The 15,795-nt window shown below is 62.2% G+C and carries 17 protein-coding genes; 11 read left to right on the forward strand and 6 right to left on the reverse strand.

Going from position 1 to position 15,795, the window contains the following annotated elements:
* Positions 1–58: 58 nt before the first annotated feature.
* Entirely contained in the window at positions 59–1,168 is a 1,110-nt protein-coding gene (locus tag EOA49_RS11550) for an alpha/beta hydrolase (protein WP_164746833.1), read from the reverse strand.
* 215 nt (positions 1,169–1,383) lie between these two features.
* On the opposite strand from EOA49_RS11550, the gene ilvA reads away from it, so the two are divergent.
* Complete coding sequence (ilvA, locus tag EOA49_RS11555) at positions 1,384–2,640, forward strand: threonine ammonia-lyase IlvA (RefSeq protein ID WP_127243157.1); 1,257 nt, start codon at positions 1,384–1,386, stop codon at positions 2,638–2,640.
* A complete protein-coding gene (locus EOA49_RS11560; RefSeq protein ID WP_127241685.1) occupies positions 2,637–3,209 on the forward strand; it encodes a DUF1697 domain-containing protein in 573 nt (190 codons plus the stop codon). Before ilvA ends, EOA49_RS11560 begins: the two co-directional genes overlap by 4 nt.
* A 12-nt stretch (positions 3,210–3,221) precedes the next feature.
* Here the strand turns inward: EOA49_RS11560 and EOA49_RS11565 are convergent, their stop codons facing one another.
* Complete coding sequence (locus EOA49_RS11565) at positions 3,222–3,509, reverse strand: DUF2218 domain-containing protein (protein ID WP_067328442.1); 288 nt, start codon at positions 3,507–3,509, stop codon at positions 3,222–3,224.
* Between the two features lie 124 nt (positions 3,510–3,633).
* A complete protein-coding gene (gloA, locus tag EOA49_RS11570; RefSeq protein WP_066998873.1) occupies positions 3,634–4,074 on the reverse strand; it encodes a lactoylglutathione lyase in 441 nt (146 codons plus the stop codon).
* Positions 4,075–4,333: 259 nt separating this feature from the next.
* Between gloA and EOA49_RS11575 the strand changes: the two genes are divergently transcribed.
* The 3 genes from EOA49_RS11575 (at position 4,334) to EOA49_RS11585 (ending at position 6,414) form a co-directional block, all read left to right on the forward strand.
* A complete protein-coding gene (locus EOA49_RS11575; protein WP_066998870.1) occupies positions 4,334–4,927 on the forward strand; it encodes a cold-shock protein in 594 nt (197 codons plus the stop codon).
* A 191-nt stretch (positions 4,928–5,118) separates the two neighbouring features.
* Positions 5,119–5,631, forward strand: a complete 513-nt coding sequence (locus tag EOA49_RS11580) for a DUF192 domain-containing protein (protein WP_127241684.1) — start codon at positions 5,119–5,121, stop codon at positions 5,629–5,631.
* 15 nt (positions 5,632–5,646) lie between these two features.
* Positions 5,647–6,414 (forward strand): alpha/beta fold hydrolase, encoded by a 768-nt coding sequence (locus tag EOA49_RS11585; RefSeq protein WP_127241683.1) that lies wholly within the window; start codon positions 5,647–5,649, stop codon positions 6,412–6,414.
* 117 nt (positions 6,415–6,531) lie between these two features.
* Here EOA49_RS11585 and speB read toward each other — a convergent pair whose 3' ends face one another.
* Positions 6,532–7,497, reverse strand: a complete 966-nt coding sequence (gene speB / locus EOA49_RS11590; RefSeq protein ID WP_127241682.1) for an agmatinase — start codon at positions 7,495–7,497, stop codon at positions 6,532–6,534.
* A gap of 41 nt (positions 7,498–7,538) precedes the next feature.
* Complete coding sequence (locus EOA49_RS11595; RefSeq protein WP_127241681.1) at positions 7,539–8,153, reverse strand: hypothetical protein; 615 nt, start codon at positions 8,151–8,153, stop codon at positions 7,539–7,541.
* Between the two features lie 121 nt (positions 8,154–8,274).
* Between EOA49_RS11595 and cysE the strand changes: the two genes are divergently transcribed.
* Together cysE and EOA49_RS11605 are read left to right on the forward strand one after the other, a co-directional pair.
* Positions 8,275–9,123 carry a serine O-acetyltransferase gene (gene cysE / locus EOA49_RS11600; RefSeq protein ID WP_067328223.1) on the forward strand — a complete coding sequence of 283 codons (849 nt, stop codon included), beginning with the start codon at positions 8,275–8,277 and terminating at the stop codon, positions 9,121–9,123.
* A 137-nt stretch (positions 9,124–9,260) separates the two neighbouring features.
* A complete protein-coding gene (locus EOA49_RS11605) occupies positions 9,261–9,464 on the forward strand; it encodes a DUF3126 family protein (RefSeq protein WP_040969488.1) in 204 nt (67 codons plus the stop codon).
* Between the two features lie 64 nt (positions 9,465–9,528).
* Here the strand turns inward: EOA49_RS11605 and EOA49_RS11610 are convergent, their stop codons facing one another.
* Positions 9,529–10,077 (reverse strand): hypothetical protein, encoded by a 549-nt coding sequence (locus tag EOA49_RS11610; protein WP_095825236.1) that lies wholly within the window; start codon positions 10,075–10,077, stop codon positions 9,529–9,531.
* A gap of 432 nt (positions 10,078–10,509) precedes the next feature.
* Here EOA49_RS11610 and clpP point away from each other — a divergent pair, with 432 nt between their 5' ends.
* The 4 genes from clpP to EOA49_RS11630 form a co-directional block, all read left to right on the forward strand.
* Entirely contained in the window at positions 10,510–11,139 is a 630-nt protein-coding gene (gene clpP, locus EOA49_RS11615) for an ATP-dependent Clp endopeptidase proteolytic subunit ClpP (RefSeq protein WP_066998854.1), read from the forward strand.
* Positions 11,140–11,434: 295 nt separating this feature from the next.
* Positions 11,435–12,709, forward strand: a complete 1,275-nt coding sequence (gene clpX, locus EOA49_RS11620) for an ATP-dependent Clp protease ATP-binding subunit ClpX (RefSeq protein ID WP_059185169.1) — start codon at positions 11,435–11,437, stop codon at positions 12,707–12,709.
* 274 nt (positions 12,710–12,983) lie between these two features.
* Positions 12,984–15,395: an endopeptidase La gene (gene lon, locus EOA49_RS11625; RefSeq protein ID WP_066998851.1), complete on the forward strand. Its 2,412-nt coding sequence runs from the start codon at positions 12,984–12,986 to the stop codon at positions 15,393–15,395.
* A gap of 195 nt (positions 15,396–15,590) precedes the next feature.
* Positions 15,591–15,795, forward strand: a 205-nt coding sequence (locus EOA49_RS11630) for an HU family DNA-binding protein (protein WP_164749213.1), incomplete at its 3' end; no start/stop codon positions are given.

Raw genomic sequence — 15,795 nt, forward strand, 5'->3', positions numbered from 1 at the left:
CAGCGAGCGGTCTGGTCCAGTTCAAAGTCCGTGCAGGGCGGCAACCGCGTGAACACGGTTATTGAGTGGCGAGCTGGCTGATCCGGTCGGTGACGTCGCGGTCGCTGGCAAAGCCGTCGTCCTCGCGCAGCCGCTGGCCGATCATCTTCACCAGCATCGGGTTGTCGGCGAATTTGGTGTGGTTGAAGCTGTCGTTGCCCTTCACCTTGGAGAGGTCGACCACCGTGACGCCGTAGGAGGCGAGGTCGGCCGCGTCTCTGTAGTCGCCGACGCGCGGCCGTGCACCGGCAATCAGGCCGGAGAGCCGGAGAGCGCGGTCATCGTCCGACAGGAGCAGGATGAACGGCTTGTCGGGCTTGCCGTAGCGGCGCATCTGGCTCTTAAAGACATCGACGTCGATGTCGGGCGAGGCCAGGAGAACATCGCCGAGCTTGCCGCCGAGGTCGCGGTCACCGGTGATGGCGAGCTGTCGCAGTGTTTCCATCGTCACCCACGTCCCCATCGAATGGGCGACGATGTCGATGCGGCGCGCACCGGTCTGCGCCAGCATTCTCAGCGTCACTTCCAACTGGTCGCGGGCGGCGGCGGCACTTTCCTTGTCATAGACATAGTCGGTGGTCTTGGCGCCCGAAGCCCATGAAAAAAGCACCGGCGTGCCGGGATAGCCGGAATCATGGACGATCTGGGTCAGACGGTAGACGGCATCGTCGAAGCCGGTGTTGTAGCCGTGGACGAAGACCATGACGCGGCCGCCGCGGGCGTCGATGTCGGCATTGAGCGCGCTGGAGAATTTCGGCTGCGTGTCGTAGCCGACGACCTCGGAAGCCATGAAATATTTGGTCGGATCGTTCGACGTCCCGCGCGAGCGACGCTCGATCTGACCGGTCTCATGAACCGGCGGGACGGTGACGTTGACGCGGGCGTAATTGAGCGTCGCCGAGCGCTCGCCGTCGAAAACCTTGTTCGGGTCGTCTGAGCGCTTGCGGGTGGTGGCGATGAAGATCGAATGGTTGCCGGCGATCTCGGTCGCCGTCGTCGGCACCACGACGCTGCCCAGGATTTCCTGTGACGGTCGTCCCGCGCAGCCTACAACTAGCAAGGCCAGGGCAATGATGCAAATCGTCTTCAAATGCACGTCGAAACTTCCATTCCGGCCGCAATTGGCCATCTGCCTCCGCGAAATCTCCCGGACAGGGGAAGTGCGGCGGAAGTAAGTCGTGTCCAGCGGAAATTTGATCGGCGGGTGCCAACCGCCTTGGCACTGTTGCGCGAAAACCAAAGTGGCGGCAGCAGGCCGGCGAGCGGCTGCATCGGTGGCCGCGAAAACCAAACTATGCAATAGGCTTGGGCTGCGAACCACATGGTCTCGGAGCCGGTTGCCTCATGAACAGTTTTTCTTCCCGCGTCGCAGGCGCCGCGGAGGCGATCCGCGGGATCTTTCCGGAAACGCCGCTGCAGGAGAACGACTATCTGTCGAAAAAGACCGGCGCCCGCGTCCTCCTGAAGCGCGAGGACCTGACGCCGGTCCGCTCCTACAAGATCAGGGGCGCCTTCAACTTCTTCCGCAAGGCGCTCGCCGCCGGCAACAATGCCGAGCTGTTCGTCTGCGCCTCGGCCGGCAACCACGCGCAGGGCTTTGCCTTCGTCTGCCGTCATTTCGGCAAAAAGGGCGTGGTGTTCATGCCCGTGACGACGCCGCAGCAGAAGATCGACAAGACGCGCCTTTTCGGCGGCGATTTCGTCGAGATCAGGCTGGTCGGCGACTTCTTCGACGATTGCTATCGCGCCGCCTTCGAGTTCACCGAAGCCGCCGGCGCGCATATGGTGCCGCCCTTCGACCACAAGGATATCATCGAGGGGCAGGCGACGGTCGCCTATGAGGTCGCAGCCCAGATGCCGGGCGGGCGCATGCCCGACATCGTCATGCTGCCGGTGGGCGGAGGCGGCCTGGCTGCCGGCGTCACCCACTATTTCGCCGACCAGCACCGTGAATTGCGCTTCGTATTCTGCGAGCCGGCGGGCGCGCCTAGCCTTAGCGAGAGTCTCGCCGGCGGCAAGCGGGTCAGGCTCGCCAAGGTCGACAACTTCGTCGATGGCGCGGCGGTGGCTGAAATCGGCCGCGAGCCGCTGCGCCATCTCAAGGAATTCACCGCCGACGCGGTGCGCCTTGTCCCGGAAAACCGGCTTTGCGCGACGATGATCGAGATGCTCAATGTCGAGGGCGTGGTGCTGGAGCCAGCCGGCGCATTGGCGATCGACGCGCTCAAGGATTTTTCCCGCAAGGAGATCAGGGGCAAGACCATCGTCGCGATCGTCTCGGGCGGCAATTTCGATTTCGAGCGCCTGCCGGACGTCAAGGAACGGGCGCTGCGTTTCGAAGGGCTGAAGAAGTACTTCATCATCCGCTTCCCGCAGCGGCCGGGCGCATTGCGCGATTTCCTCGAAATGCTCGGCCCGGACGACGACATCACGCGCTTCGAGTATCTCAAGAAGTCGGCGCGCAATTTCGGCTCTGTGCTGATCGGCATAGAGACCAAGGACCGGCGCAATTTCGATCTGCTGAAGGCCAATTTCGACGCCGAGGGCGTGCAGTATCAGGACATCACCGACAACGAGACGCTCGCGGGGTTCATCATATGAGCGGGCCAAAAACGGGCGACAAAGGAACGGTGTTCGTAGCCCTGTTTTCCGGCATCAATGTCGGTGGCAACCGCATCGTCAAGATGGCGGAGCTGAGGTCGTTCTTCGAAGGCCTCGGCTTCACAGACGTATCGACCTACGTGCAAAGCGGCAACGTCGTGTTTCGTGCCAACAACAGCGACGCTGCGGCGCTGACCAAAGCACTCGAAGCGGCGTTCGAGAAGAAATGGGGGTTCAATTCCCGCATCATGGTGCGCAATGCCGGCTGGTTCGAGCGCCTGGTGAAGGACAATCCCTATCCGGAAGTTGCGGGCGAGCCTACCAAGCTGCATGCCTATGCGCTGGAGCGAGAGCCGACCGCGGAAGAGGCGAAGCGGCTGGCGGAAAAGTGTGCCGGCCCGGAGCGCTTCGAGATCAAAGGCGACGTGCTTTACCTGCATGCGCCGGAAGGGCTTGGCAAATCGGTGTTTGCCAATCTTATTGGGCGAACGCTCAAGGTGCCGGGCACGGCGCGCAACTGGCGCAGCGTGCTTGCGCTGCTCGAAATGGCCAGCAAGGCCGCCGGCTGACGCTCAATTCTTTCAGGCAGCCTTCTGCCAGTCGAAGGTCAGCTCCTCGCGGAAGGCGAAGCGCTTGATGTGGTCGGCGACCACGGTTTCCAGCCGCTCGAGCGAGGCGGCGTCGTCAGCGGCGACGGCGATGTGGAGAGCCTTGTCGTCTGCATCCATCACGGTGCGGCCGAGCGAGAGCTGGATGGCGCCGTGATGCGGGTCGAATTCGACCGGGAACTTGTGCGCCCAGTGCTTGCAGAGCTGCTGCAGATAGCGGCTGGCGTTTTCAGTGGCGACGTCGGCGCGGCTGGTCGGCATGAAATTCTCCCGGCGATCAAGAAAAGCGCCAGCCTGATCTGGCTGGCGCCACAAGCGCTTAGATAGGCGCGATCCGGCAAAACGCCATAGACCGGCCGGTCAAATCCCCGGGAGGGGCAGGCGCCTACCAGCTTCCCGTATTCGACATCGAGGCCCATGGCTCCGCCTTTGCCTTGGCCGGGCCTTTCTGCAGCAGCTCGATGGAGATGCCGTCCGGCGAGCGGATGAAGGCCATGTTGCCGTCGCGCGGCGGCCGGTTGATGGTCACGCCATTGTCCATCAGCTTCTGGCAGGTGGCGTAGATGTCGTCGACCTCATAGGCGAGGTGGCCGAAGTTGCGGCCGCCTTTGTACTCCTCCGGATCCCAATTGTAGGTCAGTTCGACCAGCGGCGCCTTCTCGGCAATGCCGCTTTGCTCGTCATCGGGCGCGGCGAGGAAGATCAGCGTGTAGCGTCCCTGCTCGTTCTCGTAGCGACGCACTTCCTTGAGGCCGAGCTTGTTGCAGTAGAAATCGAGCGATTGATCGATGTCGGCGACGCGGACCATTGTGTGAAGATAGCGCATATCGGATTCCTCGCGGCGTTACGTTTGCGGCGCACCATAGGAGCCGCTCCGCCAAAGGGCAATCGTCCGACAAAACCGATAAGGTGATCGATTTCAGCCGCCCCTTTGCGCTTCAGGCCGCGCCGGTAAACAACAATTGAGGCTTTCCGGTGCTCAACGGTGAAAAAAGGCACGTCAGGTCTTGCACACCCCGGAAGCCGCAGTGTTAATCTGATGGCAAGAATCACTAGCGGTTGCAGTTGGAAAAGGGGGCGTTCTTATGGGGGAAAAAGCCTCTTTTACGAGGCGGGACGGAAGCCTTGACGACGCCTTGACGCGAGACAGTGGCGGCGACTCCGCCGGGCTTGTCGAAATCGCCGGCGCTATCAAATGGTTCGACGTGGCCAAGGGCTACGGCTTCATTCTTCCGGACGACGGCGTCTCGGGTGATATTCTCCTCCATGTGACATGTCTTCGAAGAGACGGTTTTCAGACCGCGCTGGAAGGCGCGCGCGTCGTCTGTCTGGTCAAGCAGGGCGAGCGTGGCCTGCAGGCGTTCCGGGTTCTTTCCATGGACGCCTCGACAGCGGTGCATCCGGCCGAGCAGGAGCAGCGCACGCATGTCACCGTGACTGCCGAGAGCGGGCTCGAGCGGGCGCTGGTGAAGTGGTTCAACCGCACCAAGGGCTTCGGCTTCCTGACCCGGGGCGAGGGCACCGAGGACATCTTCGTCCATATGGAGACGCTGCGCCGCTATGGCATCACCGAGCTGAGGCCCGGCCAGGTCGTACTGGTTCGCTTCGGACGCGGCGACAAAGGCCTTATGGCCGCCGAAATACACCCCGATATGGGCACCTTGCCGGTCTCGCATTAAAGCGCGGCCCGACGCACTTTATTTTTTGCTTGATGCAGGTTCGCCAAAACCGCTTGGCAGTTTTGGGCGACATGCATCGGGCCCTCTCGATACGATCGGGATGCCCTGCCCGGTGCAAGGCCGTTCCTGTCCAAAAACCAGTTCCACTCGCTCGGATCATGGTCTAGGACAGGGCCTGTACGAGGTATCACATGGCTCATTGCAACTGGCTGACCGCAGGCGCGCTTTGCGCCGCCATCGCTCTGGCCGCCATTTTCAGCGCCTTGAGACCGAGTTCGGCGGACGGTCAGGCGATGATGCTGCCTGCCGATCCGACGCCGCTCGTCGCGATCACCGGCTCCGGCAAGCATTCCTTCTCAATCGAGATCGCCGACAGCTCGGAAGAACGCGAGGCCGGGCTGATGTACCGCAAGGACATGGCCGACGATCACGGCATGCTGTTCGTGTTCGAGCGGCCCGCTGAGGTGAATTTCTGGATGAAGAATACACCGATGCCACTCGACCTGGTCTTTATCGGCCAGGACGGCAGGATCAAGGCCGTCAAGCGTGGCGAACCGGAGTCGGAGGCGATCATCTCGCCCGGACAGCCGGTAAGCTTCGTGCTTGAGCTGAAGGCGGGAACGGCCGCCAAGGACGGTCTGAAGGACGGCGATCTCCTGCGTCATCCAGCGATCGATAAGGCCTCGGGCGCCGGCTCCAACTGACCGCGGCTGCGCCAGATGCAATATTTTTCCCATGACGGCTTCGAACTCGCTTACCTCGACCGCCCGCCGGCGTCCGGTCAGGGCGATCCGGTGCTGATGATCCACGGCTTCGCCTCCAGCCACTACGTCAATTGGGTCTCGCCGGGCTGGTTCAAGACGCTGAACGACGCGGGGTACCGCGCCATCGCCCTCGACAATCGCGGCCACGGTTCTTCGACGAAGAGCTACCAGGAGGCCGACTACACGCCGGCCAAGATGGCCGCGGACGCGGCCGCGCTGCTCGATCACCTCGGCATCGAGCACGCCCATGTGATGGGCTACTCGATGGGCGCGCGGGTATCCGCCTTCATGGCGTTGTCCAATCCGGACAAGGTGGCGACGCTGGTGTTCGGCGGCCTCGGCATCGGTCTTGTCGACGGCGTCGGCGACTGGGATCCAATCGCCGATGCGCTTCTGGCCGAGGATTCCGGTACGATCAGCCATGCGCGCGGCCGCTCGTTTCGCGCCTTCGCCGACCAGACGCGCAGCGACCGCCGGGCGCTGGCCGTCTGCATCGTCGGCTCACGCGCGTCAATGAGCGAGGACGATGTCGCGCGGATTGCCCAGCCGACCCTGATTGCCGTCGGGACCAAGGACGACATCGCCGGCTCGCCCGACCAGCTTGCCGCGCTGATGCCCGACGCAGAGGCTTTTCGCATCGAGGGCCGCGACCACATGCTTGCCGTCGGCGACAAGAGCTTCAAGCAGCGCGTGCTGGAGTTCTACGCCGAAAATCCGCTCTGACCCATACCGTCCGCTGCGGGCGACGACGCGTCTAAAGCAGGTTGCGCGAAACGCGACCTGCTTTTGACCTTTGCGATGTCCTTTTCCCGAAACTGGAAGCACTTCGGGGAGAATGCTTTAGCCGCGCGTTCTCCTGTCGGCGATGGATTTCGCCATGACGCAAAGCAGCTCGAACATCATGGTCGCGCCGGCAAGCGCCGTCATGCCGCCAATATCAAAAGGAGGCGCGACCTCGACGACGTCGGCTCCGGCGAAATTCAATCCGTCGAGCAATCGAACCAGCTCCTGCACCTCGCGGGTGGTGAAGCCGCCGAGCTCCGGCGTGCCGGTGCCAGGGGCCATCGACGGATCGATGCAATCGATGTCGAAGGTCACGTAAGTGAGGCTGTCGCCGACAAGATCGCGTGCTTCCTGCATGACGGAAGCGGTGCCGCGTTTGACGAACTCTTCCATATATACGATGCGCACGCCCTGAGCGGTCGCCCAGTCGTGTTCGCCCGGCTCATAGATCGAGCCTCGAATTCCGATCTGGATAACCCGCTTCGGGTCGAGCAGCCCTTCCTCGATCGCGCGGCGAAAGGGCGTTCCGTGCGTATAGGGATTGTCGCCGAAGTAGCGGTCGTTCGTGTCGGAATGCGCGTCGAAGTGGATCATGCCGACGGGTTCCTTGCGGGCGATGGCGCGCAGCACCGGCAATGTCGTCAGATGATCGCCGCCGGCGGCCAAAGGGATAGCGCCGTCAGCAACGATCGCGGCGATGCCGTCCTCGATGCGTTTCAAGCCGTCGAGCAAGTTGATGGGATTGACCGAGAGGTCTCCCACATCGGCGACATTGGCAATGCTGAACGGCTCGGTTCCCGACACGTGGTGGACGCGGCGCATCAGGCTCGACTGGTTCCTGATTTCGCGCGGACCATGGCGGGCGCCGGCCCGATTGGTCGTGCCGCCATCCCAAGGAATCCCGACAAGGGCAATATCGAGCCCCTTCGCGTTCGGCACCGCCGGCAGCCGCATGAAGGTGGAAAGCCCGGCAAATCGCGGCACCTGGGCGGCGTCGACGGGTTGGAAGAAGTTGTTTTCCATGGTTTCGGTCATCCCAGAGGCGTTCACGTTCGGCGTGGCGATCAGGTCTGTTGAGACTGGTCTTGCAGGACCTGCAGCGATCGGACCAGATTTTCCCTGGCCCGAGCCTCGAACCGATCGCGAAACGATTGTGTGTTGAAAATATGCGGACGGGCCAGGAAGCTCGTCAGGACAGCCGCGCGGCCGGCGCGCCAGATCGGTTCCTCGACCCAGCCATATTCGCGCCGGACCGCCTTCTCGTAGGCGTCGAAGCGGTTCGGGTCGGCACCGAGGATCGCGAGGTCCATGTCGAGGAAAAGGGCGGCATCACTCGCGGCACCCTCATCTTCGAGCGGCGGCAACTGGTGCGTGGCGGTGGCGCTGATCATGGCCAGAATCCGGGCAAGCCGGGCCGGGTCGGTGCGGCCGGAGAGCTTCCTTGCTGCGAGCACCGCGCTCTTTGCCTCGTTGTCCTTGGCGCGGCTGTCATAGACCGCGTCATGGAACCAGATCGCCGCTTCGACTGCTTCTGGATCGTCAAGAAGGTGCCGGTGTTCGGCTGCCAACGCCAGCATCGCTTCGATGTGAGGCAAGCCGTGATAGTCGCGATCCGCGGTCTGATAGAGCGCGGCAAGCTCGCTTTTCAGCGCATCGTCGATCAAGGGTTCGTTTTCCATCGCCGCTTGAATCTCGGTGAACCAAGTTCATTTGACAAAGCACTAAGGAAAATTGAGTTCAACCGTGTTATGATCTGGCCTATATGTGCCGCCGGATGAATGAGCAGGCCGGAGACCGTCGATGAACAGCGTTACGATAGCCCGCCCCAGCATGGTGCAGCCGGTCGACCCGATCTGGCGCGCGATCAGGGATGAGGCGATGGAAGCGGTAAACCGCGATCCGTTGCTGGCTGCTTTCCTCTATTCCACCATCCTCAACCAGGAGAGCCTGGAAGAAGCGGTCATTCACCGCCTGGCCGAGCGCCTGGCGCATCAGGATATCGGCTCCGACCTCATCCGGCAGACCTTCAAGGCCATGCTTGCCGACGATCCGGAGTGGAGCACGACGGTCCGCGTCGACATCCAAGCCTATTACGATCGCGACCCTGCCTGCGACCGCTTCATCATGCCGGTGCTTTATTTCAAGGGCTTTCATGCCATCCAGACGCACCGTTTGGCGCATTGGCTGTGGAACCAGGGCCGCAGGGACTTCGCGCTCTACCTGCAGAGCCGCTCGTCCTCGGTGTTCCAGACCGATATCAACCCGGCCGCCCGCATCGGCAAGGGCATTTTCCTCGATCACGCCACCGGCCTGGTGGTCGGCCAGACCGCCGTCATCGAGGACGACGTCTCGATCCTGCACGGCGTGACACTGGGCGGCACGGGCAAGGCCAGCGGCGACCGCCATCCGAAGATTCGCCGCGGCGTCCTGATCGGTGCCGGCGCCAAGATCCTCGGCAACATAGAGATCGGCCATTGCTCGAAGATCGCGGCCGGTTCGGTGGTGCTGTCGCCCGTGCCGCACAACAAGACGGTCGCCGGCGTGCCGGCGCGTGTCGTCGGCGAGACCGGCTGCGACCAGCCCTCGCGACAGATGGACCAGCTCCTGCCCTCGCAGACGATGGACCACGTCGTCAGCTTCGACATCTGATTCTGCGGTCATCGCCAGTGGCCGGAGTCCGGTCGCCACTCAAGGCTCGGTTGTAATGCTGCCGGCTTGCCTTTACATCGCCATCGTCGGCGTGTCAGAAGCGCGTTCCAACGAACAGCCGCATTCGGAGAAGACTTTTGAAGCCAGACGAAATCAGAAAGCTGGACGCCTACTTCAAGCGCGTCTTCCAGAATCCCAAGCTGCAGGTGAAGGCGCGCCCGCGCAAGGAAGACTCTGCCGAGGTCTATGTCGGTGACGAATTCCTCGGCATCGTCTTCAAGGACGAGGACGACGGCGACTATAATTTCTCGATGGCGATCCTCGACGTCGACCTGGCCTAAGCCGGCTTTCCGGCCGGGCTCGCCATGCCGCCCCGGTCGGAAACACCCCTGCGTGATTTTCCGGCTAGTCCACGCAGTGCCGCGGGATATCCACCCGCCGCCAGTCGGTCGAGCCTTCCCGCACCACCACCCGCCGCGCTACCCTCCGGTATGAGGGCGCGATTTCCGTGATGCGCCGCTCTCCTGGCCGCACCAGCACCTCGCGGGCGACGCCTTCGTATTCGGCCGGAAGGACGACGCGCCGGACGCGCTCCGGCTCGACGATGACCGTTTTGGCAACCCGCGCGTAGCGCGCCTCACGCCACACCTTGCACAGCACCTTGCGGCCGTGGATGACCCGCCATTCCCAGGCATAGCCGCCGTCATCCACCCTGACCGTGTGATAGACGGTGCGCGTCACGGCCGGCACGACTTCATAGCTGATGCGAGGCGTGGCGATCCGTTCGATGCTCTCGGTCGTGCCGTAGATCGGCGGGTCATAGTGGACGAGCTGGCCGCCGGGGCTCACCATCACCTCTTCATAGACCGTGTCGTAGATCGCCGGCCGATGCACCGGCTCGTAGCATTCGAGCGTGCGGCCGCCGGCCGCGGCCTGCGACACGGCCGCAAGCATTGCGAGGCTGGTCGAGGCGAGCGATGCGGCACCCTTGCGAAGGGAGCTCTTGCAAAAGGAACGCGTGCAAAAGGAACTCTGGCTAAACATGACGTTCACCCGTTGAAAAAAGGACGCCGGTTCAACGCGGGAGCGTATCGGAAGGTCCGCCATGGACGGGGATTTCACGGCTTGTCGTTAAGCAGCGCGGTTAAGAAACTGCTACCGTGGCGGCCGGGTAGCGCCCTCGCATTTCGGGCAAAGGGCCATCTCCGTCGCAACCTGCAGCATTTCCTTGGGCCGAGCCGCTTGCTTCGACTTAACCAGATGGCTAGGAGGGGCGGCCTTGCGCTAGGGTGAGCCGGCATCCTATTTAGGATTCAACGATCCAGAACCGATTCCGCCCGATTGCTCAGGTCTACGGCGCCGGAATCCATCCAACAAGGGTAGTCCATGAAGAACCCCGTCGAAACCTACATGAACCTCGTTCCGATGGTGGTCGAGCAGACCAATCGCGGCGAGCGTGCCTACGACATCTTCTCCCGCCTGTTGAAGGAACGCATCATCTTCATCACCGGCCCGGTCGAGGACGGGATGGCGACGCTGGTTTGTGCACAGCTTTTGTTCCTCGAGGCGGAGAACCCCAAGAAGGAAATCAACCTGTACATCAACTCGCCGGGCGGTGTGGTGACATCGGGCATGGCGATCTACGACACCATGCAGTTCATCAAGCCGGCGGTATCGACGCTCTGCATCGGCCAGGCAGCCTCGATGGGCTCGTTGCTGCTCTGCGCCGGCCACAAGGATATGCGGTTTGCCACGCCGAACGCCCGTGTCATGGTCCATCAGCCGTCCGGTGGCTTCCAGGGCCAGGCGTCGGACATCGAACGTCATGCGCAGGACATCATCAAGCTGAAGCGCCGCTTGAACGAGGTCTATGTGAAGCACACCGGCAAGAGCTATGACGAGATCGAGCGGACGCTCGACCGCGACCATTTCATGACCGCCGACGAGGCCAAGGAGTTTGGTTTGATCGACAAGGTCATTACGACGCGCGAACTTGGCGAAACCCCCGCCGCATAGGCTCTGATTGGGGGCTGAATGGCGGGATAACGCGCTTTTGGCGCGGCTTGCGGCATTTCGGCCACAATTGCCTGTTCCCTCAAGGTTCGGGATTGCCTACGTTAAGGCTATGTTGATTTTCGACGGCTTAGCTTTGCATGGGGTTGCTGCGAATCATTGTCGCGTTTTCTGATTGTGTTTCGGACGGAATGCGCTGTGTGAGCCGGGACACTGGCGCCGGCGGATTCCTGCGATAGATTGATGAGACGCCAATGCGGCCAGACCATCGGCTGGCAGGCGGTGAAAGGACAGAAAAATGAGCAAAGTTAGCAACAACGGCGGCGATTCAAAGAACACGCTCTATTGCTCGTTTTGCGGCAAAAGCCAGCACGAAGTGCGCAAGCTGATCGCCGGTCCGACCGTCTTCATCTGCGACGAGTGCGTCGAACTCTGCATGGACATCATCCGCGAGGAGAACAAGACCTCGATGGTGAAGTCGCGCGAGGGCGTGCCGACCCCGCAAGAGATCCTCAAGGTTCTCGACGACTATGTCATCGGCCAGCCCTACGCCAAGCGGGTGTTGTCGGTGGCCGTCCACAACCACTACAAGCGCCTCGCGCATGCCGGCAAGAACAACGACGTCGAATTGGCAAAGTCGAACATCCTGCTGATCGGGCCGACCGGCTGCGGCAAGACGCTGCTTGCCCAGACGCTCGCCCGCATCATCGACGTGCCGTTCACCATGGCCGACGCCACGACGCTGACCGAAGCCGGTTACGTCGGCGAGGACGTCGAAAACATCATCCTGAAGCTCTTGCAGTCGGCCGACTACAATGTCGAACGTGCCCAGCGCGGCATCGTCTATATCGATGAGATCGACAAGATCTCGCGCAAGTCGGACAACCCGTCGATCACCCGCGACGTCTCGGGCGAGGGCGTGCAGCAGGCGCTGTTGAAGATCATGGAAGGCACGGTGGCCTCCGTGCCGCCGCAGGGCGGCCGCAAGCACCCGCAGCAGGAATTCCTGCAGGTCGACACCGCCAACATCCTGTTCATCTGCGGCGGCGCCTTTGCCGGACTGGACAAGATCATCTCGGATCGCGGCCGCAAGACCTCGATCGGCTTCGGCGCAACCGTGGCGTCCCCCGAAGATCGCCGCACCGGCGACCTGTTCCGCCAAGTCGAGCCCGAGGATCTTTTGAAATTCGGCCTGATCCCGGAATTCGTCGGCCGTCTGCCGGTTCTGGCGACGCTCGAGGACCTCGACGAGCCGGCGCTGATCCAGATCCTGACGGAACCGAAAAACGCGCTGGTCAAGCAGTATCAACGGCTGTTCGAGATGGAGAATGTGGATCTCACCTTCCACGAGAACGCGCTGTCGGCGATCGCCAAGCGCGCCATCGAGCGCAAGACCGGCGCGCGCGGCCTGCGTTCCATCATGGAAGCGATCCTGCTCGACACGATGTTCGAGCTTCCGGCGCTGGAAGGCGTGCGCGAGGTGGTGATCTCGGAAGAGGTGGTCTCGGGTAACGCCCGGCCGCTTTACATCTATTCCGAGCAGAAGGAAAAGAAGGGCAATGTCAGCGCCTGAAATGGCACTGATCCGGCAAATTTTCATGGAACGGCGCCCGTGTGGCGCCGTTTTGCTGTGAGGGGCTTACCTGTAGGTGATGGAGTGGCTGATCAAAGCATGCTAACCCTTGATCTTTGCACCGCCCGCATCCACCTAACAGCGGAAGGCCGAGGGCCTGAATTCTGCGCTGTAAAATTCCCGTCACAAACGGTGGTAGGCGGAACGACGCTCGGTCGTTAATATAAGATTCGCGGTTGGCTCAATTAGCGGCCGCGACATGAAAGGTTGGACAATGGCCAAAATATCCAGGGCTTCCGGCGACGGCGTGTTTGCAGTCCTCCCACTGCGCGACATCGTCGTGTTCCCGCACATGATCGTCCCGCTCTTTGTCGGGCGTGAAAAGTCGATCAAGGCGCTGGAAGAAGTGATGGGTCAGGAAAAGCAGATCCTGCTTGCCACCCAGATGAACGCAGCCGACGATGATCCTGAACCCGATGCGATTTTCGACATCGGCACGCTCGCCAATGTGCTGCAGCTCCTGAAGCTTCCCGATGGCACTGTGAAGGTGCTGGTCGAGGGCGCCTCGCGCGCCAAGATCGTCTCGTTCACCGATCGTGCCGACTTCCACGAGGCCCGCGCGACCGCGTTGGTCGAGCCGGAGGAGGAAGAGGTCGAAATCGAGGCGCTGGCCCGCTCGGTCGTCACCGACTTCGAAAACTACGTGAAGCTGAACAAGAAGATTTCGCCCGAAGTGGTAGGTGCCGCCAGCCAGATCGACGACTATTCCAAGCTCGCCGACACCGTTGCCTCGCACCTGGCCATCAAGATCCCCGAGAAGCAGGAGATGCTCGCCACGCTCTCCGTCAAGGAGCGTCTCGAGAAGGCGATGGGCTTCATGGAAGCCGAGATTTCCGTGCTGCAAGTGGAGAAGCGCATCCGCAGCAGAGTCAAGCGCCAGATGGAGAAGACGCAGCGGGAGTACTACCTCAACGAGCAGATGAAGGCGATCCAGAAGGAGCTCGGCGAGGGCGAGGACGGCCGCGACGAGGCTGCCGAAATCGAGGCGCGCATCAAGAAGACCAAGCTTTCCAAGGAAGCCCGCGAGAAGGCGGAAGCCGAGTTGAAGAAGCTGCGGTCGATGTCGCCGATGTCGGCTGAATCGACGGTCGTGCGCAACTATCTCGACTGGCTGCTGTCGATCCCGTGGGGCAAGAACTCCAAGGTCAAGCAGGATCTCGGCTACGCCCAGGACGTGCTCGACGCCGATCACTTCGGCCTCGACAAGGTCAAGGAGCGCATCGTCGAGTATCTCGCCGTGCAGAGCCGTCAGAAGAAGATCAAGGGTCCGATCCTGTGCCTCGTCGGCCCGCCCGGCGTCGGCAAAACCTCGCTCGGCAAGTCGATTGCCAAGGCCACGGGGCGTGAGTTCATCCGAATGGCGCTCGGCGGCGTGCGCGACGAGGCCGAGATCCGCGGTCACAGGCGGACCTATATCGGCTCGATGCCCGGCAAGGTCATCCAGTCGATGAAGAAGGCCAAGAAGTCCAACCCCCTCTTCCTGCTCGACGAAATCGACAAGATGGGCCAGGACTTCCGCGGCGATCCGTCGTCAGCCCTGCTCGAGGTGCTCGATCCGGAGCAGAACTCGACGTTCATGGACCATTACCTCGAAGTCGAATACGACCTGTCGAGCGTGATGTTCGTGACGACGGCGAACACGCTGAACATCCCTGCGCCCCTGATGGACCGCATGGAGATCATCCGCATCGCCGGCTACACCGAGGACGAGAAGATCGAGATCGCCAAGCGGCACCTGATGCCGAAGGTGATCCGCGATCACGCGCTGCAGCCGAACGAGTTCTCGGTCGGCGAGGACGCGATCCGCGGCATCATCCAGACCTACACCCGTGAAGCGGGCGTCAGAAGCCTCGAGCGCGAGCTGATGAAGCTCGGGCGCAAGGCGGTGACCGAGATCCTGAAGACGAAGAAGAAGACGGTGAAGATCACGGCCGACAACCTCGCCGATTATCTCGGCGTGCCGCGCTTCCGCTTCGGTCAGGTCGAGGCCGACGATCAGGTCGGCGTCGTCACGGGTCTTGCCTGGACGGAAGTCGGCGGCGAGCTGCTCACCGTCGAGGGCGTCATGATGCCCGGCAAGGGACGCATGACGGTGACCGGCAACCTGCGCGACGTGATGAAGGAATCGATCTCTGCGGCGGCCTCTTACGTCCGCTCGCGGGCCATCGATTTCGGCATCGAGCCGCCGCTGTTCGACAAGCGCGACATCCACGTCCACGTGCCGGAGGGCGCGACCCCCAAGGACGGCCCGTCGGCGGGTGTGGCGATGGTGACGGCGATCGTGTCCGTGCTCACGGGTATTCCGGTCCGCGCCGATGTGGCAATGACCGGCGAGGTGACGCTGCGGGGCAGGGTGCTGCCGATCGGCGGCCTGAAGGAGAAGCTGCTTGCCGCGCTGCGCGGCGGCATCAAGAAGGTGCTGATCCCGGAAGACAATGCCAAGGACCTGGCGGAGATCCCGGACAACGTGAAGAACAACATGGAGATCATTCCGGTGTCGCGGGTCGGCGAGGTGCTGAGGCACGCGCTGGTCAGGATGCCGGAGCCGATCGAATGGGTCGAGCCGGTCAATCCGCCGGCCGGCGCGGACGCCGGCGACGACGCCGGCAAGTCGCTTGCGCATTAGTTTCTTCTAAGGTTGCAATGCACAAAGAGAGAGCCGGGCTTTCAGCCCGGCTTTTTCATGTGAAAAATCTCCGAAAAAGTGGAAAAAAGCCCGGAATTCTGCGGTTTTCGGCTTGGGTTCCGGAACGCTTCTTTCTAAAGTCCGTTTCCTGCCGGATGAGTCGTAGTTCCGGTTTTCTCATGGAAGGGAATTTTTATGAACAAGAACGAACTGGTGTCCGCCGTCGCCGACTCCGCAAGCATTTCGAAGGCTGATGCGCAGTCCGCCGTCGATGCGGTGTTCTCTGTGATCACTGGCGAACTGAAGAAGGGCGGCGATGTCCGGCTTGTCGGCTTCGGAAATTTCACCGTGTCAAAACGTGCTGCTTCGACCGGCCGCAACCCGCAGACCGGCGCGGAAG

This window comes from Mesorhizobium sp. M1A.F.Ca.IN.020.04.1.1 (genome assembly GCF_003997315.1).
Lineage (GTDB): Bacteria > Pseudomonadota > Alphaproteobacteria > Rhizobiales > Rhizobiaceae > Mesorhizobium.

What these genes read in the sequence shown, in the direction of transcription:
- EOA49_RS11550 (WP_164746833.1), bottom strand. Translation starts at nt 1,168, where the DNA reads ATGGCCAATTGCGGCCGGAATGGAAGTTTCGACGTGCATTTGAAGACG.
- ilvA (WP_127243157.1), top strand. Translation starts at nt 1,384, where the DNA reads ATGAACAGTTTTTCTTCCCGCGTCGCAGGCGCCGCGGAGGCGATCCGC.
- EOA49_RS11560 (WP_127241685.1), top strand. Translation starts at nt 2,637, where the DNA reads ATGAGCGGGCCAAAAACGGGCGACAAAGGAACGGTGTTCGTAGCCCTG.
- EOA49_RS11565 (WP_067328442.1), bottom strand. Translation starts at nt 3,509, where the DNA reads ATGCCGACCAGCCGCGCCGACGTCGCCACTGAAAACGCCAGCCGCTAT.
- gloA (WP_066998873.1), bottom strand. Translation starts at nt 4,074, where the DNA reads ATGCGCTATCTTCACACAATGGTCCGCGTCGCCGACATCGATCAATCG.
- EOA49_RS11575 (WP_066998870.1), top strand. Translation starts at nt 4,334, where the DNA reads ATGGGGGAAAAAGCCTCTTTTACGAGGCGGGACGGAAGCCTTGACGAC.
- EOA49_RS11580 (WP_127241684.1), top strand. Translation starts at nt 5,119, where the DNA reads ATGGCTCATTGCAACTGGCTGACCGCAGGCGCGCTTTGCGCCGCCATC.
- EOA49_RS11585 (WP_127241683.1), top strand. Translation starts at nt 5,647, where the DNA reads ATGCAATATTTTTCCCATGACGGCTTCGAACTCGCTTACCTCGACCGC.
- speB (WP_127241682.1), bottom strand. Translation starts at nt 7,497, where the DNA reads ATGGAAAACAACTTCTTCCAACCCGTCGACGCCGCCCAGGTGCCGCGA.
- EOA49_RS11595 (WP_127241681.1), bottom strand. Translation starts at nt 8,153, where the DNA reads ATGGAAAACGAACCCTTGATCGACGATGCGCTGAAAAGCGAGCTTGCC.
- cysE (WP_067328223.1), top strand. Translation starts at nt 8,275, where the DNA reads ATGAACAGCGTTACGATAGCCCGCCCCAGCATGGTGCAGCCGGTCGAC.
- EOA49_RS11610 (WP_095825236.1), bottom strand. Translation starts at nt 10,077, where the DNA reads ATGCTTGCGGCCGTGTCGCAGGCCGCGGCCGGCGGCCGCACGCTCGAA.
- clpP (WP_066998854.1), top strand. Translation starts at nt 10,510, where the DNA reads ATGAAGAACCCCGTCGAAACCTACATGAACCTCGTTCCGATGGTGGTC.
- clpX (WP_059185169.1), top strand. Translation starts at nt 11,435, where the DNA reads ATGAGCAAAGTTAGCAACAACGGCGGCGATTCAAAGAACACGCTCTAT.
- lon (WP_066998851.1), top strand. Translation starts at nt 12,984, where the DNA reads ATGGCCAAAATATCCAGGGCTTCCGGCGACGGCGTGTTTGCAGTCCTC.